The following is a 23,070-nucleotide window of genomic DNA, read 5'->3' as shown; positions in this document are numbered from 1 at the left end:
AGTTGCACAGACCCTAGAACGTCATCAGCTTGCCCGTGCGGGCGCTCTCGAAGCACCGCAGGATGAAGCGCGTCGTGCGCGCCCCGTCCCAGGCCGTCGCGATGGGCTTCTCGCCGTTGATGATGGACATTCCGAACGCCGGGAGAATGTCCGGCACGCCGCTGGCGACTTCGGCCCCTAGCTCCACCGAGTACTCCTTTGACTTGTACGGCGGCGTCCACTGGTCGGCCGGCACGCACGACTCGAAGCGCGCGTCGTGGCCGTGGTCAATCGCCATGCCGCTGCGGCCCTTGCACAGGGAGATGACAAAGAACGGGCAGCCGCAGGGCAGCGGGTGGTGCATCATCAGGTTGCCCACGCCCCCGTCTCCGCCCATGAAGGCGCCGGTGGCGCCGTTCTCATAGCGGATGGCGGCATTGATCGTGTCCAGCGGCTCGGGGCGGTTGTGGTGGTACATGCCACCGGTGGCCCAGACCTCCTTGGGCTCGGCGCCGGCCAGGAAGAACATCATGTCCACGACGTGGCAGCCCTGCGACAGGATCTGCCCGCCGCCCTTGATCGGGTCCTGCGCCCAACTGGCCTCGCCCCAGATGCCTGCCGCCCGCGCGTTGGCGACAATGTTGTCGGGCTGGGGAATTTCTCGCTTGACGTCCTGGGCGCCCTTGGCGAAGCGGCAGCGGAAGGCCACCATGTAGTTGAGGCCCGACTTCTCCTCCATCGCCAGGATGTCGTCGCACTCCTGCTCGGTCATCGCCATCGGCTTTTCAATCAGCACGTGCTTGCCGGCGGCCATGGCGCGCAGGGAGAGCGGGGCATGTGTGTCGTGCCAGGTGGTGATGAGAACAGCGTCCACGTTCGGGTCGGAGAAGAGCTTCTCGGGGTCGTCGGTGATGTAGTCGCCGCCGAACTTCTGGCGGTACGCCTCGGCCTTCTCCTGGTTGATGTCACACAGACCGCGGATCTCGATCTGCTCGGCGAAGGGGCGGTACTGCTCGGAGATGGCGGGAGACTTGCCGCCCACGGACGGCAGGTGCGCTCCGCACATCCCGCCACAGCCGATGACGCCCAGACGAACGGTAGACATGAGAGACTCCTTGAGTGGCAAGTGGCAGGTGCCATGTGCCAAGTGCTTGGTGGACAGTGGTCGAGGAAGCGACCGGCGCAGGATATTCGCCGTTGCGTATGGAAACACCTACTGCGAGCACTGCCGTTCACTTGGCGCTTGGGACTTGGCACCGACCACAATGCACATGGAACTCATTGCCGACTATGCCTGTCACACCGGTGAAGGCCCTCTGTGGCACCCGCTGCAGAAGCGTCTGTACTGGGTGGATATCCCCGCCGGGCGGCTGTTCCGCTACGACCCCGCCACCGGGGAGGATGAGCAGTGCCTGGAAGCTGACGAGGCCATTGGCGGCTTCACCGTGCAGGCCAATGGCGACCTGCTGCTCTTCATGGCCCGCGGCGCGGTGCGCACGTGGCGCGACGGCTTCCGCGACACGATCATCGAGGAGATCCCGGCTGAGCGCAACTCGCGCTTCAACGACGTGATCGCCGACCCGCGCGGGCGGGTGTTCTGCGGCACCATGGCCGGCCCCGACAAGCCCGGCACGCTGTACCGCCTGGATGTGGACGGAACGCTCAAGGTCATCCTCGAAGGCCTCGGCTGCCCCAACGGCATGGGCTTCACGGGGGACCGGAAGCGGATGTACTTCACCGACTCGGGGGCGCACACCATCTGGCTGTTCGACTACGACGAGGCCACGGGGGAGATCACCAACCAGCGGCCCTTTGCCGTGCTGACGGCCGAGGAGGGCTTTCCCGACGGCATGACCGTGGATGCCGAGGATCACGTGTGGTCAGCGCGCTGGGATGGTGGCTGCGCCGTGCGCTACAGCCCTGACGGACAGGTCGTCCAGCGGTTCGACTTCCCGGCGCCGAAGGTGTCGAGCGTGACTTTCGGCGGCGCGGACTACCGCGACCTGTACGTCACGACCGCCGGCGGGAGTAGCAAGTCCAGCGATGGGACCGAGGCGGGAGCGTTGTTCCGCCTTGCCGGCGCCGGGCGGGGACGTGAGGAGTTCTACTCACGGGTAGGCTGAGGGGAGCTACGCAGGCAGGCGTACGTATCTGTACGCGTTCTTCAGTTCCGTCACAATCTCACCCAATTGCGCCGTCTCCAGGGGACGCCACTTGCTGTATAATACTGACTGACCAGGCTCCGGCCCTGTCGCCGTCGGGTCCTCCGGCCATCATCCATACTCCATCCTCTGTTCACTCTTGCCGCCAGCCGATGACCGTCACCGACGGAGCAGCCCGGCATGTCACTACCCAGGCATCCTCAGCGCCCCGCGGGCGCGCCAGCCCGTCGCAGCCGCCGCCAACGGTGGCTGGCGATGGCGTTGCTGGCTGTCCTGGTGACCTTCATCTGCAGCCGCGCCAGCTCCGTCCTGTCGTATCCCGAGTTCTCCCTGCTCGATACGTGGATGCGGCTCCGGCCCGCCCGTGCGGTGTCGCCCGGGATCGTGCTGGTGGGCATTGAGGGCGCCGACGCCGACAGCTTCCGGGCCGAGAAGCAGCGCCAGCATGACGACACCTGCACCTGCCTGCTGATCCGGCGCGATCAGCTCGGCCACGCGATCAGCGCCCTCAAGCAGGCCGGGCCGCGCGTCCTCGGCATTGACCTCGTGCTGGACCTCCCCTGCCGCCCCGCCCACGATGGCCCGCTGCTGGCGGCCCTGCAGGAGCCGGGCGACACCGTCATCATGAGCGGCACTAACCCGACGCCGGGACGCTTCAACTTCATCCAGATGCCGAAGCTACTGGAGCTGAGCCACCCGACCATCGCCTCACCGGTGCTGTACAACCCACGAGGTGTCATCCGCGCGGTGCGCCTGATCCAGCGGGACGAGTTCAACCTGCGGCGGGTGGAGCCCGCCCCGCAGAGCCTCAGTGGCAACGCCTGTCCGCCCTTTGCCCTGGCCTGCTATGCCGCCTATCGGGGGCAGGGGCAGGAGTTGCCCGAGGAGCTGAGCAGCGATCGGGTGCGCTGCGCTGACGTGGTCATCCCTGTCTGGCACAGCGAGCGCGTCTTCCTGCTCGGGCCGGCGCGCTCGGACGAGACCAACCAGTCGAGCATGCACAGCATGCTCATCAACTGGGCCGGCCGCGCCGGCACCTATCCCACCTGCAGCCTGCGGAACCTCCTGGCCGCCTCACCGGAGCAGCGTCGCCGTCTGCTCGCCGGCAAGATCGTGCTGCTGGGGTCGCTGACTGACCGACAGTGCACGCCGATGTCACAGCACTGGCCCGCCGCGCCGCCGCCGCGGCCGTCCGGGGTCTCCTGCGTGGACCAGTCCGGTGAAGAGAACCTGAGCGGGCTGGAGGTGCACGCCAACGCGCTGGACACCGTGCTGCAGCGGCGCTTCATCCGCGTGCCGCCGACGGGACTGATGTGGGCCTTCATGGCCGGGCTGAGCATCGTGGTCCTGCTGATCTTCCGCCGCAAGGGCGGGTGGCAGGCCCTCGGCTATGCCGTCGCCATCGTCGCGGGCGTGTTCGTGCTGGCGCGGTACCTGATGTACTGGGACTTCTGGCTGTTCTCAGTCGCGCCGGCGCTGACGGTTGGCCTGTCGGCGATCTGCGGCGCGGTCCTGGCCTTCGCCGAAGCACGTCACGAGGCCGGTGAACTGGCGCGAAGTCTGGAAGCACGCGACAGCGTGACGGCTACACTCGTGCACGACCTCAAGCAGCCCCTCACGGCCATCAACGCCCTGGCCCAGGTGCTGCGCGACCAGCAGGCGCGCGGCGTCAGCCGCCTCACCCCGGAGGTCATCGAGCGCATCCAGAGGCAGGTGCAGATGGCTCTCGGAGACATTGACGAACTGCTCAGCACCGACCCGAATCGTCCGGTTCGTCTGGACAAGAGCCGGTTCGATCTGGCCGCGCTGGCGCGCGACCTGGCGGTACCCCAGTCCCTCAAGACCGGCATCCACAAGGTGGAGGTCCAGGCTCCGGAGGAGGGGCTGTGGGTGGTCGGCGACCCCCGTTTCCTGGGCCGGGCCCTGAGCAACCTGATGGACAATGCCACCAAGTACTGGCCCGGCGGGGGCACCGTGGTCGTCGAGATCAGGCGGGAGCCCGGGCAAGTGACCACCCGGGTCATTGACCACGGGATCGGGGTCCCGCGCGAGGCGCAGGCGCGGCTCTTCGAGCGTTTTGAGCGGGCAGTCCCGCAGGGGCTGGACATCCCCGGCACCGGCATTGGCCTTTACTCGGTCAGGAGGATCATGGAAGCTCACGGTGGAACTGTCGAGTTGATCAGTGCTCCGGGCGAGGGGTCCATCTTCATCCTCAATCTCCCGGATGAGCCGGCCATCAGCCAACCTACGGAAGGGCTGAACGTAACATGACACGGGCTTACCGAACGACCGTGCTGCTTGTTCTCGCCGCCATTCTCGGCGTCTCCGCCCAGTTGCCGGCGGCGCAGGTGCCCCGGGCCACGCTCCTGGCGGTCCGAGGCCTGGTCAAGACGCGCCCCGCCTCAGGAACCTGGCATCAGGCCACTTTGCCCCAGAACAGGTACCTGTGGCCCCGCGATGAGCTCCAGACCCACCAGCACGCGCGTGCCCGCGTCGGGCTGGACGGCGCCACGCTGGAGTTGGGGCCGCTGACCCACATCGTGATCCCCGGCGCGCGGGCCCAGAAGCCCACCGTCCGCACACTCCTGCAGGTGCTCAAGGGCAAGCTGCTGATCCTGCTGATCGGGGCGCGGCCGGTCGAGATCGGCACCGCCGGCGCGACTGCCAGCGCGCGCGGCACCAAGTTCCTGGTAGAAGTGGACGACGCCGGCCTGACCGTGCTGACCGTCATTGAGGGCAGCGTGGACTTCCACAATGACCTCGGCCAGGTGCTCGTGTCCGCCGGGGAGCAGAGCACCGCGGGCCCCGGACGGGCGCCGTCGCGCCCCATGCGCGTAGATCCCTCCACCTTCCTCGACTGGGAAGCCTCGCTCGATAGCATCTGGCTCGGCTTCGAGAAGCTGCAGCGCCCCGGCGTGTCGCCCGAGCAGCGCCAGGCCCTCCTGGGCCAGGCGAACGAGCGGGCAACGGCCAACCCGAATGATGCCGCCGCCCTCGCCGCCTGCGGTGACCTGCTGCACGACAGTGGCGACTACACCGCCGCGGAGGAGGCCTACGGCAGGACCCTGCAAGTCGCGCCAACGGACGACCTCCGCTTGAAGCTGGCCTATGCGCTGCTGGCCCAGGGGCGGAACAGGGAAGCTGCCGCCGCGTTCGCGCAGGCCGCGCAGGCGCCGGCCCTCAAGGGTGTGGCGACCGCCGGGCAGGCCATCGCAGCCCTGGGGACCGGGGGCGATGCTGCCGGTCTGGCGACCCAGGCCCTCAGCCTCAGTCCCCAGAGCGCTGAGGTTGCCGTGATGGCCGGTTTCGCAGCCCTGCGCAGTGGCCGCCTCGACCAGGCCACTGCGGCGCTGGAGCGGGCGCTACAGCTCGACCCGAAGGAGTACCGCGCCCCCGCCCTGCTGGCCCTGGCGAAGCTCGCGGCCGGCGACGGGAAGGCGGCGACCGACCTGGCGGCCGCGGCGGTCGCGGCCGCGCCGTGCTCGGGGCTGGCACACGAGGCCCTGGCTGCTGCCGCGTTCTACGCCGGGAGTCTGGAGCAGGCCTCACGGGAGGCGGCCGCCGCGGTGGCGTTGTCACCCGAGGGCGCCTCCGCGCATCTCCTCGCGGCCCAGGTGGCTGCCGCCGGCGGCGATCTGCCCCTGGCCCTGCACGAGACAGAGCTGGCGGTCACGCTCGACCCGACGCTGGCCCCGGCCTACCAGACACTCGGGGCGCTGTCGCTGGCCCTCAACGACGTCACCCGGGCCGAGAAGGCCTTCCGCCGTGCCCTGGAGCTGCAACCGAAGTTCGGCGCGGCCATGACCGGCCTGGGGCAGGTGCTGGCCCGGCAGGACAAGTTCCGCGAAGCCCTCGAGACCCAGCAGGCCGCGGTATCACTGGATCCCGGCGCCGCCAGCGCCCACAACAACCTCGGTGCCGTCTACATGCAGACGGGACGGCTGCAGGAAGCCGCCGCGGAGTTCGGCCAGGCCCTGGCGTTGCAGCCGAACTGGGCGCTGGTACATGGTAACCTGGCGCTGGACTACATGGAGATGAACGAGTACGCGCGCGCGGTGCAGGAGGGTGAACTGGCGGTGAAGCTGGGGGCGCGGTCGGCGCGCGTCCATACCACCCTGGCCCGTGTGTATCTCAAGCAGGAACGCGTCAACAAGGCCTGGGCTGCGCTCCGCGAGGCCCTCGCTCTCGACCCGAACTACGCGCTGGCCCGCATGCACCTGGCCGAGGTCTACGTCAAGCTGGGCCTGAACAGTGAAGCGAATGCCGAGCGGCTACAGGCACTGGTGCGTCAGCCGTCAGCCATGGTGGACAGCCGCTCCTATGGGCGCTCCGAGGTCAGTATCTCCGGCGGCGAGGGTGCGAGGGCCTCCGCCTTCACCAGCGGCCGGGGCGCCGGCGGCCAGAACAGCTTCTACGTCTCGGGGGCCGTTGACGCAGGGGACTGGGACCGCGCTCAGACCGGCTACACGGACAAGTCCGTTCTGGCGCTGCTCGGGCGCCAGACCAGCCCTGACAATGCGGTGGTCCTCTACGGGTCTTTCAACGAGGACGACCGCGACCTGCCCGGCCCGGCTCTGGCGGGCGGCCTGCCAAGCAACGCCGACTACCACAGTAACTTCAAGGGCGGCGAGTTCGACGTCCTGGCGCGTCTGCCCGTGGACAGTGCGACCGTCACCTGGCGAGCGGGCTACACCTGGGGCGTCCTCTCGGACAACAACCCCGACAGCCTGCTGGCCGATGACAACCCCATCCGGCGCCTCGAACTCGACCGGCGCGGCGCGATGGCGGAGGTGCGGCTCGACCAGCAGCTGCGCTACGGGGACATGCTCACCGCCGGCGCGGCCTGGTACGGGCAGGATACCGAAGTCAGCGGTGTCCTGGCGCTGGCCAACCCGTCCGGATCGCCCGAGCCGGTCAGCTACACGCCCTTCTCGTCCGACGCCAAGCGTGACCTCATGACCGGCTACGTGGACTGGGAGAAGCGACTGAACGAGCGGACCTGGCTGCTGCTGGGCGGGCGTCTGGCCGTGGCCAACGACGCGGAGCCGGTTCTGCGCCCCCGTCTGCTGCTCCGCTACAAGCCCTCAGCCCACAGCACGGTGGCGCTGCTGGCCCGACCAGCCCTAGCCGACGATGTCTCGCGGCTGGCGCCGGTGGATGAGTGGGCCGGCCGCGCCCTCCTGTCGTCTCTCGGCCTGGCCGCCGGCGGCTTCAGCCAGTCATACGAAGCGCAATATGAACTGCAGCCTGCCGACGGCTCCCTGCTGCGGGTGACGCTCTTCCAGCGCGACCTGCGCAACGTGCTGGTGGACCTGGAAGACCCCGCGTGGTCCGTGGAAGCCTCCCCGGAGGTTCTGGCCAAGGCGCGCCTGCGGGGCGTCGAGGCGGAGTACGAGCGCTGGCTGACGAGCCGGCTCAGCGGCGGGGTATATGTGCGCTGGGCCGAGTCGGAGAACCATGACGCTGGTGATGAGGACGTGCCCTATCAGCCCTCGCTGGTAGTCCAGGCCCGCCTGGACTACCTGGATGACGCGGGGTGGCGTGTGGGGCTCGTGTGGCAGCATACAGGCCGGCGCTACGCCGATCTGGGCAACGCGACGCGGCTGGAGTCCTACAACACCCTGGGCCTCAGCGTCGCCCGCCAGTTTGACCTGCACACCGATGCCTTCGTGACGGTGGAGAACCTGCTGGACGAGGAGTACCAGTTCTACCGAGGCTACCCCGAGCGCGGACGGCAAGTGACAGTCGGCTTGCGCCATCGCTTCTAGGTCGCTGGTCGTCTTGCGCGAAACTTGAGGAAGAACTATCATAGTGCCGCAGATTGGCACTCCAGGGGGGATCAGCGAGCGCTCGAGTGGCGCTGACAAGCCGAGGGACCCCGGAACGGGCTGATCGGCCAAGGGAGAGTCGCAGATGCTAACCACAACCAAGATACTGCTCCTTGGGATGGGGCTCCTGGCCCTGTTGCTGTTGGCCGGCTGCTCGGGCAGCGGCGTGAAGGTCAACGAGATCACCGACACCAGCCTGGAGGCCCTCGCCGCCGATCATCTGAGCGCCGTGCAGTTGTTCTACGGCTGGCTGGGGATCCTCTACCAGCGCACGTCCGATGCACCGACGTCGAACTGGGACGACCTGGGGGATGGCAACTGGCGGATGTGGGGGACGACCTCCGACGGCGCGCAGTACGAGTGGTTCTTGGCGGCGGACGGCAGTGGCCGCGGGACGATCTCCTGGCCGGACGGAACCCGCTTCTCCCAGGCGTTCGACGCACCCGTCTGGAACGACGACTGGACCATCTGTCAGAGCCACGTCACGAATACCTACCCCGACGGCGCGCAGGTCGAGACCGACATGACCGACGACTTCAGCGGGGTCGCCTACCACGGCGTGTGGGCCGGCACCGCACGAACCGCGGCCGGCGCCAGCATGCAGTTCACGCTGGACCGAGCCGAGAGCGATCGCGACCAGCTCCGCCTGGAGTTGCCGGGCAGTGTGGTGGTCACACTGCGCATCCCCATCGCCACCCTGACCATGCGCCCCAGTTGGCCCGTCTACAGCCAGGGCGCCACGGGCACGTTCACGGCGCCGGGACGCGGCACGAGCCAACTGCAGGTCAAAGCGCAGTCACTGGACGACGGCGACGGTGTTTGGAACCAGTGGCGGCTCACCGCTCCCGACGGCACGCAGGGTGCCTTCACGCTGAATGAGGACAGCTCGGGCACCGGACAGCTCCAGCGTGGCGGGGAGACGGTCGGAGCGCTGCGGTGGACCGACGCGGGGGTGGGAACGCTGGACCTGTTGGGCGCCAGCGTGGAGGAAGTCACGCCCTCCGCCGCGGCGTGCGACTTCCGCCTGGACAAATGGGTGCGCAACGCGGCCCTCCTGGGGCCGGCGCCGGTATACTGACCGCAGGTACATCCGCGGCAGCAACACACCAGGGAGGACAGCGAGATGGGATTTCTCACAGGCACAGTCAGCACGGGAGGGCAGCCAGCCGTCGGTGTGACACTGGACTTCCGGAAGAGCGGCTACAGCCAGGGCACGACGATCAGTGGAGCCGGCGGCAGCTACACCTCACCGAACCTAGCGGCGGGCATATACACCGTCTTCAAGACGAACCCCACCCCGGAGGCGCAGTGTGACTGCGACGGAGACACCACCTTCAACGTTCCCACGGCCGGGCTGGTGACCAAGAACCTGGAGTACTGACGGCTCGGCAAAGCGCCGACGGACCCACGACACGACGTGCGGACGGAGGTGAGATGGGCGGTACGTTGCACCGGGCCGGCGTCGGTTTGCTGACACGGGGCATTCGCGGCAACCAGTACAGCAGGGAGGGCAGTGAGATGGGATTCATGAAGGGCATCGTGAAGACTGGGGGCCAACCTGCCGCAGGCGTGACGCTGGAGTTCCGGAAGAGCGGCGTCAATCAGGGCCACACGAACACCGGGACCGATGGTAGCTACACCTCGCCGAACCTGGCAGCAGGTGTCTACACCGTCTTCAAGATGGTCCCGAACCCGGAGGCGCAGTGTGACTGCGCCGGGGTGAAGACGTTCAACGTGCCCAGCGTCGGGATCATCACCAAGAACCTGAGCTACTGACGGGGGGACGGGGCGTCAGTAACACCCCGAGGCGCGCAACCGGGTCACTGCGCGTCAGCATGATGTTGCGCGTGGCTGACGACTACCCAGGCGCTGCCTCGCGGAACGGCTTGAGCAGGGAGAACGCCACCCGCCAAGTCCCCTCCGGGGTCTGAACCGTGCAGGTCTTCCGGTTGACCCGGATGACCTGCCCCTCGTGGCGGCGGCCATCGCCGCGGAAGGTGACGCCGTCGCCAACGCTGAAGCGGTCCCGGGGGTGAGGCCGGTGCTGCGCCGGGCGGGCATCCGGCGGCGCCGGGCCCTGTCGCAGTTGCCCGTGCGGCACCAGCCAGTTGACCCCCGCCACCGCCACCGTGCATGACTGCCGGTTCACCCGTAGCAGTTGCCCCGTGAGTACCCCCTGCCGCAAGCCCGCGTCGAAGTGCACGACCAGCCCACGCTTGACAGCGCGGCGGAACTCCGCGCGCTCCGCCTTACAGCGCATGATGCTGGCATGGCGCTCTTCGTCCAGCACGCGCAGTTCCTCGGCGACCACGCGCCGATCGCTCCGCAGGTCCAGGTCGACGTCGTCCAGCGACGTCGTCGCCGTGCGGGCGATCTGCAGCACCCGCTCCTCGTTCCCCGGGAACAGCCCGGCCGCTATCGCGGCCTCGGCCAGCCGGACGAATTCCGCGCGCCAGCGCCGGCCATGGACGCGGTCCATCCGCCACACCACACGCCCGTCGCGGCGGCCGGGCACGTAGGGTCTCCCATGCTCCTGCGTGAAATCGCGGACGCGCTGGCGGTAGTCGGCCACGTGGGCCAGCTCGTGCACGAGCGTCAGGAGCCAGCGGATGGGGTGCACGCCGGTAGAGACGAGGTGGATGAGCCGGAAGTGGGGCCAGGTCTTCCCGGCAAAGGACTTACGGGGGCCGAGACACTCGATGGTGACATCATCAAGCCCCTCGGCTCGCAGGAAGGCCTGCAGGTCCGGGTGGGCAAGCCAGTCCGGTCCTTCATGAATCCGGTCAAACAGCGCTAGCTGCACGTGATTCTCCCGCGAGGTGAAGGCGCGTGTCTTCACGCGCGCAGGTCGTGTCGGGCTGCCGGTCCTAGTATGGCGTCCCGTTATACAACGCGCTGAAGTTCTGATAGACTTCCGTCCAGCGCAGCCACTTGGCGTGACCGTCAACGAATCCCATGATGTCGCCGCCGTTGTGGCCCGCATTGGTGTCATTGCGCAGGCTGAGATCGCCGCTGCAGGCGCTCAGGCCGCAGGTGCCGCAGACCCGCGGCCAGGCGATCCGGTAGTCCCCGAGCACGAAGTGGCAGGCTTCGGCGATGAGGTAGTGGCTGGCCGGGTACTGTGACTGCCCCAGGAACACTGAGGCGCGGTGCCAGTAGTTGCTCACCGCGTAATCCGGCCACCCCGGGTAAGTCTGGCCGTGATAGGACATGTCGGAGGTGTGGGGGTTACTGGGGCACTGCAGCGCCTGCCAGTTCTTGACATACGGCTGGATCGTGATCGGCCAGGTGTAGAGCCACGGGTCGGGGCCATAGGGGAAGTACGGCATGCGCTCGTCGTAGTCCTGGGCATACATGATCAACCCCAGAGCTAGCTGCTTGACGTTGCTGGTGCAACTGGCCTGCCGCGCCTTCTCACGGGCCTTGGCGAAGACGGGGAACAAGATGGCGGCCAGTATGGCAATGATCGCGATGACGACCAACAGCTCAATCAGCGTAAAGCCCTTGGGTCGCATGGGGACCTCTCCTTCGCGTGGCTGCCAATCCCTCTCAATGTCTAGCTTCGCCGTCGGCCCCGCGACTCCTGCCGTCGTCGCGGGGCCTCCCGCCTGACGCCTATCCTGCTTCCACGATCCGCACCAGCTCCACGAGCTTGGTGACCGCTTCCCCCGCTATCTGCTGGCCCAGTTCCGGCGAGGCCGCGGCCGGCTCCCCCATGACGCCGACGACGACGTCCGGCCTCTGTCCGACTCGCGCGATGACATCCGGATGCTCGACGTTGCGGGTGCGGACCTGGTAGTTGTCGGGGGCCTTCCGCATCATCGCGACCAGCTCGGGGGCGTCCAGAGGCGGCTCGCCCGGGCGCACGTCAGCGGGCGCCCAGTACATCATCATGCTCGTCTCGAAGTAGCCGGCATGGTAGTCGCCTGCCTCGAAGGCGGCTCGACACGAGGGGGAGTTCTGCCAGAACCGCGGGATGACGACATTGCGGTCGGCATACTCGGGGTGCTGGCGCATGAACAGCTCGGCCGCCTCCTGCGTGGCCCGGTTGTGCTCGGTGCCGCCGTGGCCCATGACCAGGAAGATGTTCCGCAGCCCATTGGCCGCCAGCGCGCGGATGATCTCCTGGATCAGGATGCCGACGACGTGGTAGTCAATGTTGATCGTGCCGGGCAGTTCGCCGCCCGAGTAGCCATACGACAGCAGCGGCGCGACGAAACTGCCGGTCTGTTCAGCGGCGCGTACGCACACCTGCCACGCCGTCTGGCTGTCGGTGTCGAGCGTCAGGTGGTAGCCGTGCTGCTCGGTGACACCGATCGGCACCAGCACGGTCTGCGTCTCGCGGAGCGCCTCGCGCATCTCCGCGACCGTCAGCTTCTCCCAGATCTTCGCTTTGCCCATGGATGATGATCCCTTCCGTCAGTCGGGTAGTGCCCCAGCATTCCCTGCGCCCGGCGACCGGTCCTGCCTGGCCCCTCAGCGCTTCGTGATGACCAGCACGCTGCGCGCCGGCAGCGTGCCGGAGACGACGACGCGCCCCTGCTCCGGGCGCTGGGTGAACCCCTCGGCGGTGTCCAGGGCGGTGACCTCGTACTGGCCCGGCGGCAGCGACAGCGCCACATGACGCGAGCTGTGCGCGAAGACGGCCCAGCCGCGCGGGCACTCCCACAGCGTGCCGCACGGCTGCTCCCGCACGCGTGTCGGGAAGCCCAGCGTGTCATGCAGGCGGTTCATCAGCGCGTTGGTGTGCGCGGCCGCCTGGCTGATCTTGTCCTCCGGCCGGAAGAGCAGGCGCGGGTCCTGGAACATGGCGCAGTGGTACGAGAGCAGGCGGTACAGATCGAGGTCGAACAGGCCGTCTCCGTTGTAGGCGAACGGCGAGGTGTTGGCCAGGATGAACTCGTGTCCGCGCAGGTCGGCGTAGCGGTCGCCGCGGTACCAGAAGGACTCCAGCGTGCCGGGACTCTGGCCCTCCACCCACGTGTTGACCCCCAGGTCCTGCAGCGCCTTCAGGTACCGCATGGCCTCGACGACAGTGGGGCGTGCCTGTGCCTCGGCGAAGTTGATGAACTCGTTGGGCATTGTCCAACTGTCGAGCCAGACACCGTCGAAGCCGCTCTGCGCCCGCAGCCGCGCATACTGCGCCAGGGAGTAGTCCCACCAGCCCGAGCGCAGCGACAGGGCCCACAGGTCGGGGTAGCCGCTGTCCAGCGGCTGACCCTCGCGGTTGCGCATGACCCACTCGGGATGCTCCCGCAGCGGCGGGAAGGTCTGCTTAGCCCATCCGGCCCCGGCGTAGATGTAGACTTCCAGCCCGGCGGCGTGGGCCTTGTCGCACAGGTACCTGAACGCCTCGACGCCCCCGCAGAACGGGTTCATGGTGTCATTGATCTCACGCAGGCCGCAGTCCATGCGCCGGTACCCGAGGCGCTGGGCCAGGGGCACCACGGCGTCGGCATAGCGCCGCAGGTCGGTGAAGCCCGCGATCTCATGGCGCAACATCGCGGTCGGCACCGGTGGGGTGGGCTGCAGACCGAACTGGGCGCGGTACTTGCCGCGCAAGTGGTCATACGCCGCCAGCCACAGGTTGTGGTCCATGCTCGCGTCCGTGGTCATGTACCAGAGGGTCGGCAGCGTGATGTCGCCGCGCACGCGCCCGCAGCCGATCTTGTTCACCATCTGGAGATAGTCGGCCCCGGCCTGGTGTGCCAGCCAACTGGCTACGAGACAGGGGCTGTCCGCATGGCACCACACGGTGCCCCGCGGGCTGCCAAACATCTGGAAGGGGTGGCCGCTACTGAACCAGCGGAAATGCCCGGCATCCTGGGTCTGGTCGCGCACGAACTCGGTGGCGCCGTAGCCGCGCGGGTTGCTGTAGCAGCCGCTGCGGAAGGTGCTGCAGCCCTCGATGCTGCCGCCGGGGGCCCAGCGGTGTCGCGGCGTGACCTCCTCGACGAACAGCCGGGGGCTATGCAGGACCATCGTCTCGCCGACGCCACGCCAGCGCGTGCCCTCGATCACCTCGTCGCGCGGCGTGAACTGCCAGTCGAGGCTCCCCTGCTCCTCGTTGTCCACCCGCATCCGGAAGCGCACGAGGACGCTGCGATCCCTGATCTCGTGGCCCAGGTACTGGAAGCTCACGGGCGGGGCCTTGGGGCCGGGGAGGGTCTCTTGCAGGTGGAAGCTCTCGCCGCCCTCGGTCTTGGTCAGGGCCGGGGCGATGCTGCCGGAGAAGAGGATGACGGGCGTCTCGTTGACGGGCTCCGCGGCCACAATGGCGCCTGCCGAGGTGCGGTAGCCGACCATGCCCCGCTTGTCCACGTCCGCGACGAGGCCGTTGGCGAAGGTGATGGTGAGCTTGCCGTCCGTCTCACTGATGCGGGGTGGCGCCACGGTGGGGATGTCGCGGGCCGGCGGGCACGGGTCCAGTCGCAGACTCAGCACACCCGGCGGCGCGGGCTCGACCGGTGACGTGACCGGCTGGTTCAGCAGCTCCGGCACGCCGCGAATGGCCTGCCGGTCGAAGGCCCAGAACCAGAGCGGGTCCGCAATGGCCTTCACCTGGTCGGGCGGCAGCGGCGGCGCCCCGGCCGCCCAGCGCGCCATCTGCCCGAAACACGCCGGCGCCCAGTCCCAGTCGCGGAACTGCAGCCCGGTGCTGAAACACCACAGGGAGTTCAGGCACAGGACGCGGCCCTCGCCATGTCGCCCGGCGATCAGGAACGGGTAGGCCTGTCCGACGGCCGACGCCGGCACCTCGAGCAGCGCCTCGGCCGCGGGCTTGAGCGCCACCTTGGAGAAGGAGTTGTAGCGCGAGCCGAACGGCACCCATGTGCGCGGCAGGCCCTGCACGGCCGGATGGTCGGGCCGCACCACGACCGGCTGGAACTGCAAGGGCCCCGCGGCCGGCCCGGCTGTGATCGGGAGCACATCCGCCAGGGCTTGCCCCGCCTCGCCGATGACTGTGACGAGCCCGCCCCCGCCGGCCACGAAGCCCTTCAGGGCCGCGAGTTGCTCGGGTGACAGGACCTTGTCCAGGCCCCCCTCCAGGGCGAGGCTCCCGAAGAGGATGGCGTCATATTCCCGGCGCAGCCCCTCGGCCGTCGCCGGCATCCGCGCGATGTTGTCCTTGGTTAGCCACGTCACGCGCAGGCCCGTCTGCTCCAGGGCGGCCACGGTGCGCTGGGACTGCCCCGCCGAGGACTGTTGCAAGAGCAACACGCGCAAGGGCTGCTGTGCGGCAGCCGGAGGCGAGACGGCCAGGAGCGACAGCAGCGCGGCAACGCCGACGCAGCAGCGACTGAGGTGGCTCATCGGTGGGCACTCCCGGGCACAGGCAGAGAGCCGAGCATGCCGGCGTTGTTCACTCTGGGACCGCCCGATCCCTGCCCGCGGGGAGGGAACCGGCGTCCGAGGGCGGAACTCCTCAGCTATCCCAGGGCCACTCAGGTTCATTATGACTTCTCGCGCGCTGCTCATAGCCGTCATGCTTGCCTTCGCCGCTCTCTGCCACGCTGACGAGGCGCCCGAGCGCCAGCACATCCTGCAACTCCTGGCCGCCGGCCGCAACGGTGAGGCCCTGACCGCGGCCCGGGAGTGGACCACCGCCCACCCCGACTCACCCGAGGCGCTGCTCCTGTACGCCACCGTCCAGAACGCATGCGCCGACATCGAGGGGGCCATCGACTCCCTGGACTCGGCGTACTTCCTGACGCGCGACGTGAATGTCCTCGTGCGCAAGGGGCAGGTGTACCTGGATAGCGGGCAGTACGCCCGGGCAGAGAGCGCCTTCCAGGAGGCTCTGCGCCAGCAGGAAAGCTGCGTGGCGGCGCACGTGGGATTGGCGCAGGTGATGATGGAGCGTAACCACGCGCTGGAAGCGGGGGCTTCACTGAAGGCGGCGCTGGCCATAGACCCCAAGTCGGTCCAGGCGCTGGTCATCATGGCGAAGCTGCGCATGACCGACGGGGAGCCACAGGCGGCGCGGGAGCTGCTGCAGCAGGCCCTGCAGGTGGATCCCCGGGCCCCCCAGGCCTACCTGTCGCTCGGGCAGATCGCCGCCGAAGCCGGCAACATGGCGCAGGCCCGCGACTACTGGCGCAAGTACACGGAGCTGGACCCCGGATCGCCGGCGCAGTGGCAGCTCAGCCACAACCTCTACCCGATCGCCAGCCGGCCGTTCGAGTGCACCGGCTTCTACCCGACCTTCTCGCGTGACGGCAAGCGCGTGGCCTACCGTGGCCGGGGCGACGCCGGCTCGGTATACCTCTCGGACGTGGACAACCTCGCGGTGTACGAGCGGGTCTACCAGGGGAACGGCAACCTGTATTCGCTGGAGTGGTCGCCGGACGGCAAGTACATGCTGTGCCGCGACTACCTGCGCCAGGAGGTCCAGGGCAAGCCGGAGTTCACCTACCGCCTGTTCGTGGTCCCGGTCGCCCCCGGCCAGACCGACCACGAGGCGCGGAAGCTGTACGAGGGCCGGTACATCGGCGCTCCCTGCTGGCTGCCCGACAGCCAGTCCATCGTGTTCGATGGCTACATCGCGGGCAAGGGCCGGCCACTGCTGCGCCTGCCGATCGCTGCGAGCGCCACCCCGGCGGAGCCGCAGGTGGCGCTCATGCCGGAGCGGGACGAATCGTTCTCCGGCTGCCTGGCACTGCCGGGCCAGGCGATGCCCGCCGATGGCTCTCTCCCCAAGCTCCTGCTACATCGCTGGCACGTGCCGACGCGTGAGTACCAGGTGGTCCTGGTAGACCCCCGCGACCGCAGGCAGGACCGCATCCTGGTACACTCGACCCAGAGCCTGTACTACCTGGCCGTCAGCGCCGACGGCAGCACACTGCTGTACTACCGCCGCAATGGCCAGCCGCCCAGTTGGTCGCTAGTGGCGCAGGCGCTGGCCGAGGACGGTCCCGGCCGGGCGCTCCCCTTCCGCACGACCATGCCCATGCCCCCGGCCCTGACCGCCGACGGCAAACACCTGGTGCTATACCAACAGCAGGGCCTGTACATGGTGGACTTGGTGGGGGTGAAGGAGTAGGGGGATGGGGGGTGAGGGGATGAGGGGATGAGGGGATGGCGCGTGGGCGCGCGTGTCCCCACGCGCGCAGGTGAGGCGGCCACGGCCTGTCGCGGGCTGGAAGCCCGCACTACTGATCCTGCCCCGCACCGGCTGGCATGTACCGAGTGCCGCGGGGCCCGGCGCACACGATGCGCCTCCCACGGCCTGCGCAGAACGCAACAGGGCCCGGCATCGCTGCCGGGCCCGTCCGGTAGGTCGTTGCCGAATCCCGAATCCCCGTCTACGCCGTCACTGTGAACAACTGCTTGCACACCTGCGGGTAGTGGTAGATCAGCCAGAGCTCCTCGCGGCTCAGCGGCGCCTGGTTGTGCAGGTTGGCCAGTTGGCACAGGTAGAGCGTCTCGCGCTTGTGCTCTTCGTCGCGGAAGCCCAGGTCCATCTGGGCGTAGACGTACTCGAGGCCGGAGGCCCCGCCGTGCGCGCCGGTGGTGATGACGCGGCCGGTGGGTATCTCGATCTTCTCGCCCCGGCCGAGGCTCTCGTAGTCATACAGCTCGTAGTTGTGCCGGTCCTTGAGGGCGCCGTCGGCGTGGATGCCGGACTCATGGGCGAAGGCATTGGAGCCCACGCCCGGCTGGTTGATCGGAATGGGCAGACCGAACGCGTCGGCCACGTAGTTGGCGATGCGCCAGGCCTTGGTCAGGTCAATGGTGCCGGGGTCGTAGCCGCAGTTGCGCCAATTGGCCGCGTAGCGCAGCGCCAGCACGCAGGAGACCAGGTCGGCATTGCCGGCGCGCTCGCCCACCCCGTTGATTGTGGTGTTGATGAAGGCGTCCACGCCCTGCTCGCAGGCGGCCACGGCGCCGGCGCAGGAGTTGGCCACCGCCAGGCCCAGGTCGTTGTGGCAGTGCAACTCGATCGGGATCTGCGTCTCCCTCGCGATGGTGCCGATCCGCTCGGCGATGGAGGTGGGGTCGTCGTGGCCGAGCGTGTCGCAGTAGCGGAAGCGGTCGGCCCCGGCCTCCTTGCCGGCGCTGGCGAAGTCAATCAGGAAGCCGACATCGGTGCGGGAAGCGTCCTCGGCGTTGACGCCGGCCGTCTTGGCGCCGCCGGCCTTGGCCGCCGCCACGGCGTCCACCATCATCTTGATGATGTCCTCACGCGAGAACTTGCCGCGGAACTTCCACTGCAGCATCTGCTCGGAAGTGGAGATGGACAGGTTGAAATGCTCGATGTCTGTCTGCTGCTGCGCCTTCTGGACGTCGGCGGCGACGGCGCGGGACCAGCCGCTGAGCTGGATGTGCTTCAGCAGCGGGCCCATCTCACCGTTCTCGCGGGTCAGCGCGACATTGGCGTTGATGTAGTTGCGCTCGTGGGGGCTGAGCGGGAAGCCCATCTCGCTCTGGTACACGCCCATGTCATCGAGCAGCCAGTTGATGACCGTCTTCTGCAGCTTGGACAAAGCGATGCGGGCAGTCTGCTCGCCGTCGCGGTTAGTGACATCAATGAACTCTATCCGGGGCATGGGATCACCATCCTCTTGCTGAGACTTCGGGTACGACAGGGCGGTTACACTGAGGCCGTGGCCGATGCGACAGCTATTCAGCCACGGCGCGGGTAGGGATGGGGCCAGCATCAACCCTCCCGCGATGCGGGGAACGCCTGGAACCGGAGATGATGGCGACGCGAAGGGTCGTCATGCGGGTGTCCCGTTTGGAGCCGAAGGCCACGAGCCGTGGCCGGGTGCTACAGGCCAACGGGCGGTGTCACCGCCCGTCGTTGCTGGCATATTAGCGGATTTCCCGGCTCGTGACAAGACGGAGTGCCCCGGTCGGGGCACTTTAGGGTCGGGGATATGGCTCGGACGGGGGCAGCGGTGGGGGATAGGGCGGAGGCATGTCGTCCCCCGGGGACGCCATGCGACGGCTGCGGCGCAGGCGGTGCAGGCTGGCGGTGGCGGCCGCGGCCCCGGCCCAGACCACCAGGCTGCCCGCCGGCAGCCAACGCAGCCACTCCATCCCCCCGAACGCCTTGGCCAGCGCCACATCCAAGACCAGCGTCAGGCCCAGGATAATGAGAATAGTGTCGCCGACGGGGCGGACGGGGGATGTCTCAGGCTGGACGCAGCAGCCGACGATCTGCACGGCCAGAATCAGCCCCAGCAGCAGGCCTACGAGGCCGCCGACGATGTCCAGGGCCAGAGCGGGGTGGGCCACCACGCCGGTGGCGCCAATGATCTGACTGACGAAGCTGCCCACCCAGCGCAGCCCATAGGCGCCGACGAGCGGGAAGGTGGTGAAAGCCAGGATGACGCGGGCGAGTTTGGCGAGCATGGCGATGGTACGCTGTCGGTCCTTTGGCGAGGGGCATGTGCAGGAGCGGCCACCGGCAGTTCGCGGTCGGTGACCGCTCCCACGTCTCGTCCGGTACGGGCAGTTCGCGGTCGGTGACCGCTCCCACACGGCGTCCCGTACGGTTACCGCGTCACGGGCGCAGGCTGGCCGCTGTCGGCCGACGCCCAGGCCGCCTCCGAGAGCTGGATGACCTTCAGGAAGTCCTGCGGTGTGGCCTGGACGGCGCCCTTGCCGCGCAGGGCGGCGATGAAGTTGGAGTCCGGGTCCGAGGCCGGCTCGAGTTCGCTCTCGGGCACGACGACGCGCGTCTCATCCGACCAGCGCCAGATCTCGTTGCCGCGGATCGCCAGCGTGGCGTCCTCGCCCCAGATCGTGATGTCCTCCATGAAGTTGACGGCGTGGCCGACCACCGAGATGTTGCAGATGGCACCGCCATCGAACCTTACGCTCATGCCCGTGAGGATGTCAACCTCAGCCTCCAGCTTGTCCTGGTAGGCGAAGACCTCGGCCGGCTGCAGGTTGGTCATCCACAGCAGGATATCCAGCAGGTGGCTGCCCGAGTCGTTGAGTTGCCCGCCGCCGGAGAGCGCCATCTGGCCGCGCCAGTCGCGCCGCGCCATGCGCCCGCGGTACCAGTTCTGTGATTGCAGAGCGCTGATGAAGTTGACCTTGCCGATCGCGCCCTCGGCGATGAGCTTGCGGCAGTAGCGGTACGGCGGCAGCGTGTGCCGCTGGTACGACACGCCCACCGTGAGGCCGGTCTTCTTGGCCTTGGCGATGACCTTCTTGGCATGGGCCACGCTGCACACCATCGGCTTCTCGCACAGCACGTGCCTGCCGGCGTTGAGAGCGGCCATGATCTGATCGAAGTGCTGGGTGTGGGGGGTCGAGATCTCGACGGCGTCGCACGCCACGGCCTTGAGCATCTTCTTGTAGTCCGTGAACACCGGAGCCTGGGCGATGGAGGCGTCGAGAGCCTGGGCCGCCTGGGTGGCAGCCTCGGCCGTATCGCACAGCCCGACGATCTTCACGCCGTCAATCTTGAGCAGGCGACTCATGTGTCCGCGGGCGTTACCACCGCAGCCGATCATGGCGATCTTCAGGGTCTTCTTGGGCATGGGAGGAGCCTCTTTTCCGGCAGGTTGAGTGGGTCGTCTGCAGGGACATTCGCTCCGCTTTCTCCATGACCTCCCCGGCCGTTCATGCCGGCGCAAAACTGTATAACTATGACCTATCGAACATATACAGAAACGGCGTGATTCGCAGTCTCTCAGACGGGCGCAAAACTTGACTTTTGGGGGGTCGTTCTAGTATACTGAACAGACTAGATTCGCGCTGTCATGCCCCTGCCGTCGGCAGTCCGTCGAGAGCCCGTTCCGGGGTAGGTCATACGCTCTCGATAGTCATAGCACAGTTCCCTCAATCACCCCACCGACAGGGATCTTCAGGCTCGTGCCCAACGGGTGTAGCGGGGCGTTGTGCTGGCCTTGAGCCACCAGTGTGGTTGTGGGCTGAAGGCTACTCTGGCCTTCCCGACATGCCCGGTAGCCGCGGTCGCGCCGCAAGAAGGAGTCGCCATGTCGCAGGATTACAATGCCTCGAAGATCACGGTCCTCAAGGGCCTGGAGGGCGTCCGTCACCGGCCTGCGATGTACGTGGGATCCACCGGCAGCCGGGGCCTGCACCACATTCTCTTCGAGGTCATTGACAATAGCATTGACGAGGTGTTCGCCGGCGTCTGCGACACCATCTACGTCACCCTCAAGCCGGGCAACGTCGCCGAGGTCATAGACAACGGCCGCGGCATCCCCGTAGACAAGCACCCCACCGAGAAGCGGCCGGCCGTCGAGGTCGTGATGACTACCCTCCATGCGGGCGGGAAGTTCGACAGCGGCGCGTACAAGGTGTCCGGTGGTCTGCACGGTGTGGGCGTGTCGTGCACCAATGCCCTGTCGGAGTGGCTCGAGGTCGAGGTCTCCCAGAAGGGCAAGCGGCACTTCCAGCGCTACCAGCGCGGCAAGCCCGAGGCATCGCTGCAGGTCATCGGCAACGCCAAGGGCACCGGCACCACCACGCGCTTCAAGCCCGATCCGGAGATCTTCGGCGCCTACGAGTTCGAGTGGGATGCCGTCGCCACGCGCCTACGCGAGCTGGCGTACCTGTCTGCCGGGGTGAAGATCGTCTACGAAGACGAGCGCCCCGGCCGGGAGCGCAAGGAGGTCTACCACGAGAAGGGCGGCGTCCGCGCCTACGCCGAGAAGCTCAATGACGGCAAGGAGATCCTGCACAGGCCCATCTACTTCCAGCGCAGCCGCGAGGACGTGGATGTCGAGATTGCCATCCAGTACAACGATGGCATCCATGAGAACATCGTTTCCTATGTGAACGCCATCCATACCATCGAGGGTGGCACCCACCTCTCCGGCTTCAAGACCGCCGTAACGCGCGTCATCAACACCTACGCCTTCAGCAACGGCCTGCGCAAGGAGAAGGAACGGAACTTCAGCGGCGACGAGGTCCGCGAGGGGATGACGGCGGTCATCAACCTCAAGCTGCTCGACCCGCAGTTCGAGGGCCAGACAAAGACCAAGCTGGGCAACAGCGAGGTGGAGGGGCTGGTCAACTCGATCGTGGGCGAGGGCCTCAGCGAGTTCCTGGCTGAGAACCCGCGGGTGGCCAAGCGAATTGTCAGCAAGTCCGAGACAGCGGCCCGCGCCCGCGATGCCGCTCGCAAGGCGGCCGAGGCGACCCGCAAGACGGCGCTGTCCAGCGGCGGCATGCCCGGACGGCTGGCGGACTGCTCCAGCCGTAACGCGAACGAGAGCGAGCTGTTCCTCGTGGAGGGTGTGTCCGCCGGCGGCAACGCCAAGCAGGCGCGCGACAGCAAGTACCAGGCGATCCTGCCCCTGCGCGGCGTGGGCCTCAACGTCGAAAAGGCGCGCCTGGATCGGGTGCTCGACAACGAGGAGATCCAGTGCCTCATCACCGCCCTGGGCACCGGCATTCACATGAACGGTGGCAACGGCAACGGAAACGGCAATGGGAACGGGCACGACCACGACGAAGCGTCCGAAGCCTCCAGCAGCTTCGACCTGGACAAGCTGCGCTACCACAAGATCATCATCATGGCTGATGCGGACGTGGACGGGTGCCACATCCGCTCGCTGCTCCTGACGTTCTTCTTCCGCTACATGCAGCCGCTGCTGCGCGACGGCTATGTCTACATCGCCCAGCCGCCGCTGTATCGCGTGAAGACCGGGAGTGACACCCACTACGCCCTCAACGACGATGAACTCGCCGGCCTCCAGAAGCGCCTGGGCAACCGCAAGACCGTCGTGTCTCGGTTCAAGGGTCTGTCGGAGATGGACTCCGAGGACCTGGCGGACACCACGATGGCGCCGGAGAAGCGCGTGCTGCTGCAGGTGACGCTGGAGGCCGCGCAGGAAGCCGACCGGATCATCACGATCCTGCTGGGCAACAACGTCCCGACCCGGCGCGACTTCCTGGTCGAGCACGCCAAGAACACGGCTGATCTGGACCTGTGGGCGTAAGGCAGGGACCAGGGGTCAGGGATCAGGGCCGTTCGTACCGACGAGTGCCGGCGTCCCGCCGGCCCAGGACCCTCCTCCCGACCAGTGCCGGCGTCTCGCCGGCCAAGGGCCGTCCTGACCGAGCAGTGCCGGCGTCCCGCCGGCCGAGGCCCCTCTGTACTGATCAGTGCC

The 23,070-nt window shown here is 67.9% G+C and carries 16 protein-coding genes; 8 read left to right on the top strand and 8 right to left on the bottom strand.

Annotation, left to right across the window (positions count from 1 at the left end):
• Positions 1–13: 13 nt before the first annotated feature.
• Positions 14–1,084: a Gfo/Idh/MocA family oxidoreductase gene (locus LLH23_03570; GenBank protein ID MCE5237553.1), complete on the bottom strand. Its 1,071-nt coding sequence runs from the start codon at positions 1,082–1,084 to the stop codon at positions 14–16.
• A gap of 160 nt (positions 1,085–1,244) precedes the next feature.
• Here LLH23_03570 and LLH23_03565 point away from each other — a divergent pair, with 160 nt between their 5' ends.
• The 6 genes from LLH23_03565 (at position 1,245) to LLH23_03540 (ending at position 9,745) form a co-directional block, all read left to right on the top strand.
• The gene (locus LLH23_03565) at positions 1,245–2,102 is read left to right on the top strand and encodes an SMP-30/gluconolactonase/LRE family protein (GenBank protein MCE5237552.1); all 858 of its coding nucleotides are present in this window, start codon (positions 1,245–1,247) and stop codon (positions 2,100–2,102) included.
• 294 nt (positions 2,103–2,396) lie between these two features.
• A complete protein-coding gene (locus LLH23_03560) occupies positions 2,397–4,412 on the top strand; it encodes a CHASE2 and HATPase_c domain-containing protein (protein MCE5237551.1) in 2,016 nt (671 codons plus the stop codon).
• Positions 4,409–7,909 (top strand): TonB-dependent receptor, encoded by a 3,501-nt coding sequence (locus tag LLH23_03555; protein ID MCE5237550.1) that lies wholly within the window; start codon positions 4,409–4,411, stop codon positions 7,907–7,909. Before LLH23_03560 ends, LLH23_03555 begins: the two co-directional genes overlap by 4 nt.
• A gap of 145 nt (positions 7,910–8,054) precedes the next feature.
• Positions 8,055–9,047, top strand: a complete 993-nt coding sequence (locus LLH23_03550; protein MCE5237549.1) for a hypothetical protein — start codon at positions 8,055–8,057, stop codon at positions 9,045–9,047.
• A 45-nt stretch (positions 9,048–9,092) separates the two neighbouring features.
• Entirely contained in the window at positions 9,093–9,350 is a 258-nt protein-coding gene (locus LLH23_03545; GenBank protein ID MCE5237548.1) for a carboxypeptidase-like regulatory domain-containing protein, read from the top strand.
• A gap of 137 nt (positions 9,351–9,487) precedes the next feature.
• Positions 9,488–9,745 carry a carboxypeptidase-like regulatory domain-containing protein gene (locus LLH23_03540; protein MCE5237547.1) on the top strand — a complete coding sequence of 86 codons (258 nt, stop codon included), beginning with the start codon at positions 9,488–9,490 and terminating at the stop codon, positions 9,743–9,745.
• Between the two features lie 82 nt (positions 9,746–9,827).
• On the opposite strand, the gene LLH23_03535 is transcribed toward LLH23_03540, so the two are convergent.
• The 4 genes from LLH23_03535 to LLH23_03520 form a co-directional block, all read right to left on the bottom strand.
• A complete protein-coding gene (locus tag LLH23_03535) occupies positions 9,828–10,772 on the bottom strand; it encodes a hypothetical protein (GenBank protein ID MCE5237546.1) in 945 nt (314 codons plus the stop codon).
• A gap of 64 nt (positions 10,773–10,836) precedes the next feature.
• Complete coding sequence (locus LLH23_03530) at positions 10,837–11,484, bottom strand: DUF1559 domain-containing protein (protein MCE5237545.1); 648 nt, start codon at positions 11,482–11,484, stop codon at positions 10,837–10,839.
• A 100-nt stretch (positions 11,485–11,584) separates the two neighbouring features.
• Complete coding sequence (locus LLH23_03525) at positions 11,585–12,370, bottom strand: creatininase family protein (GenBank protein ID MCE5237544.1); 786 nt, start codon at positions 12,368–12,370, stop codon at positions 11,585–11,587.
• Positions 12,371–12,445: 75 nt separating this feature from the next.
• Complete coding sequence (locus tag LLH23_03520; protein ID MCE5237543.1) at positions 12,446–15,283, bottom strand: glutamine amidotransferase; 2,838 nt, start codon at positions 15,281–15,283, stop codon at positions 12,446–12,448.
• A 142-nt stretch (positions 15,284–15,425) separates the two neighbouring features.
• Between LLH23_03520 and LLH23_03515 the strand changes: the two genes are divergently transcribed.
• A complete protein-coding gene (locus LLH23_03515) occupies positions 15,426–17,012 on the top strand; it encodes a tetratricopeptide repeat protein (GenBank protein ID MCE5237542.1) in 1,587 nt (528 codons plus the stop codon).
• Between the two features lie 262 nt (positions 17,013–17,274).
• Here the strand turns inward: LLH23_03515 and LLH23_03510 are convergent, their stop codons facing one another.
• The 3 genes from LLH23_03510 to LLH23_03500 form a co-directional block, all read right to left on the bottom strand.
• Positions 17,275–18,519, bottom strand: a complete 1,245-nt coding sequence (locus tag LLH23_03510) for a homocitrate synthase (protein MCE5237541.1) — start codon at positions 18,517–18,519, stop codon at positions 17,275–17,277.
• A gap of 316 nt (positions 18,520–18,835) precedes the next feature.
• Complete coding sequence (locus LLH23_03505) at positions 18,836–19,327, bottom strand: hypothetical protein (GenBank protein ID MCE5237540.1); 492 nt, start codon at positions 19,325–19,327, stop codon at positions 18,836–18,838.
• 143 nt (positions 19,328–19,470) lie between these two features.
• Entirely contained in the window at positions 19,471–20,466 is a 996-nt protein-coding gene (locus LLH23_03500) for a Gfo/Idh/MocA family oxidoreductase (GenBank protein MCE5237539.1), read from the bottom strand.
• Between the two features lie 459 nt (positions 20,467–20,925).
• Between LLH23_03500 and LLH23_03495 the strand changes: the two genes are divergently transcribed.
• The gene (locus LLH23_03495; protein MCE5237538.1) at positions 20,926–22,899 is read left to right on the top strand and encodes a type IIA DNA topoisomerase subunit B; all 1,974 of its coding nucleotides are present in this window, start codon (positions 20,926–20,928) and stop codon (positions 22,897–22,899) included.
• Positions 22,900–23,070 lie beyond the last annotated feature (171 nt).

It is taken from the genome of bacterium (assembly GCA_021372615.1).
GTDB lineage: Bacteria > Armatimonadota > Zipacnadia > Zipacnadales > UBA11051 > JAJFUB01.
The sequence above is the reverse complement of the archived record's forward strand: the minus strand, read 5'-3'. Positions and strand labels throughout refer to the sequence as shown.

Coding starts and splice junctions, on each gene's coding strand:
- LLH23_03540 (MCE5237547.1), top strand. CDS start 9,488: ATGGGATTCATGAAGGGCATCGTGAAGACTGGGGGCCAACCTGCCGCA.
- LLH23_03565 (MCE5237552.1), top strand. CDS start 1,245: ATGCACATGGAACTCATTGCCGACTATGCCTGTCACACCGGTGAAGGC.
- LLH23_03515 (MCE5237542.1), top strand. CDS start 15,426: ATGACTTCTCGCGCGCTGCTCATAGCCGTCATGCTTGCCTTCGCCGCT.
- LLH23_03570 (MCE5237553.1), bottom strand. CDS start 1,084: ATGTCTACCGTTCGTCTGGGCGTCATCGGCTGTGGCGGGATGTGCGGA.
- LLH23_03510 (MCE5237541.1), bottom strand. CDS start 18,519: ATGCCCCGGATAGAGTTCATTGATGTCACTAACCGCGACGGCGAGCAG.
- LLH23_03520 (MCE5237543.1), bottom strand. CDS start 15,283: ATGAGCCACCTCAGTCGCTGCTGCGTCGGCGTTGCCGCGCTGCTGTCG.
- LLH23_03500 (MCE5237539.1), bottom strand. CDS start 20,466: ATGCCCAAGAAGACCCTGAAGATCGCCATGATCGGCTGCGGTGGTAAC.
- LLH23_03505 (MCE5237540.1), bottom strand. CDS start 19,327: ATGCTCGCCAAACTCGCCCGCGTCATCCTGGCTTTCACCACCTTCCCG.
- LLH23_03545 (MCE5237548.1), top strand. CDS start 9,093: ATGGGATTTCTCACAGGCACAGTCAGCACGGGAGGGCAGCCAGCCGTC.
- LLH23_03530 (MCE5237545.1), bottom strand. CDS start 11,484: ATGCGACCCAAGGGCTTTACGCTGATTGAGCTGTTGGTCGTCATCGCG.
- LLH23_03495 (MCE5237538.1), top strand. CDS start 20,926: ATGTCGCAGGATTACAATGCCTCGAAGATCACGGTCCTCAAGGGCCTG.
- LLH23_03525 (MCE5237544.1), bottom strand. CDS start 12,370: ATGGGCAAAGCGAAGATCTGGGAGAAGCTGACGGTCGCGGAGATGCGC.
- LLH23_03560 (MCE5237551.1), top strand. CDS start 2,397: ATGGCGTTGCTGGCTGTCCTGGTGACCTTCATCTGCAGCCGCGCCAGC.
- LLH23_03555 (MCE5237550.1), top strand. CDS start 4,409: ATGACACGGGCTTACCGAACGACCGTGCTGCTTGTTCTCGCCGCCATT.
- LLH23_03550 (MCE5237549.1), top strand. CDS start 8,055: ATGCTAACCACAACCAAGATACTGCTCCTTGGGATGGGGCTCCTGGCC.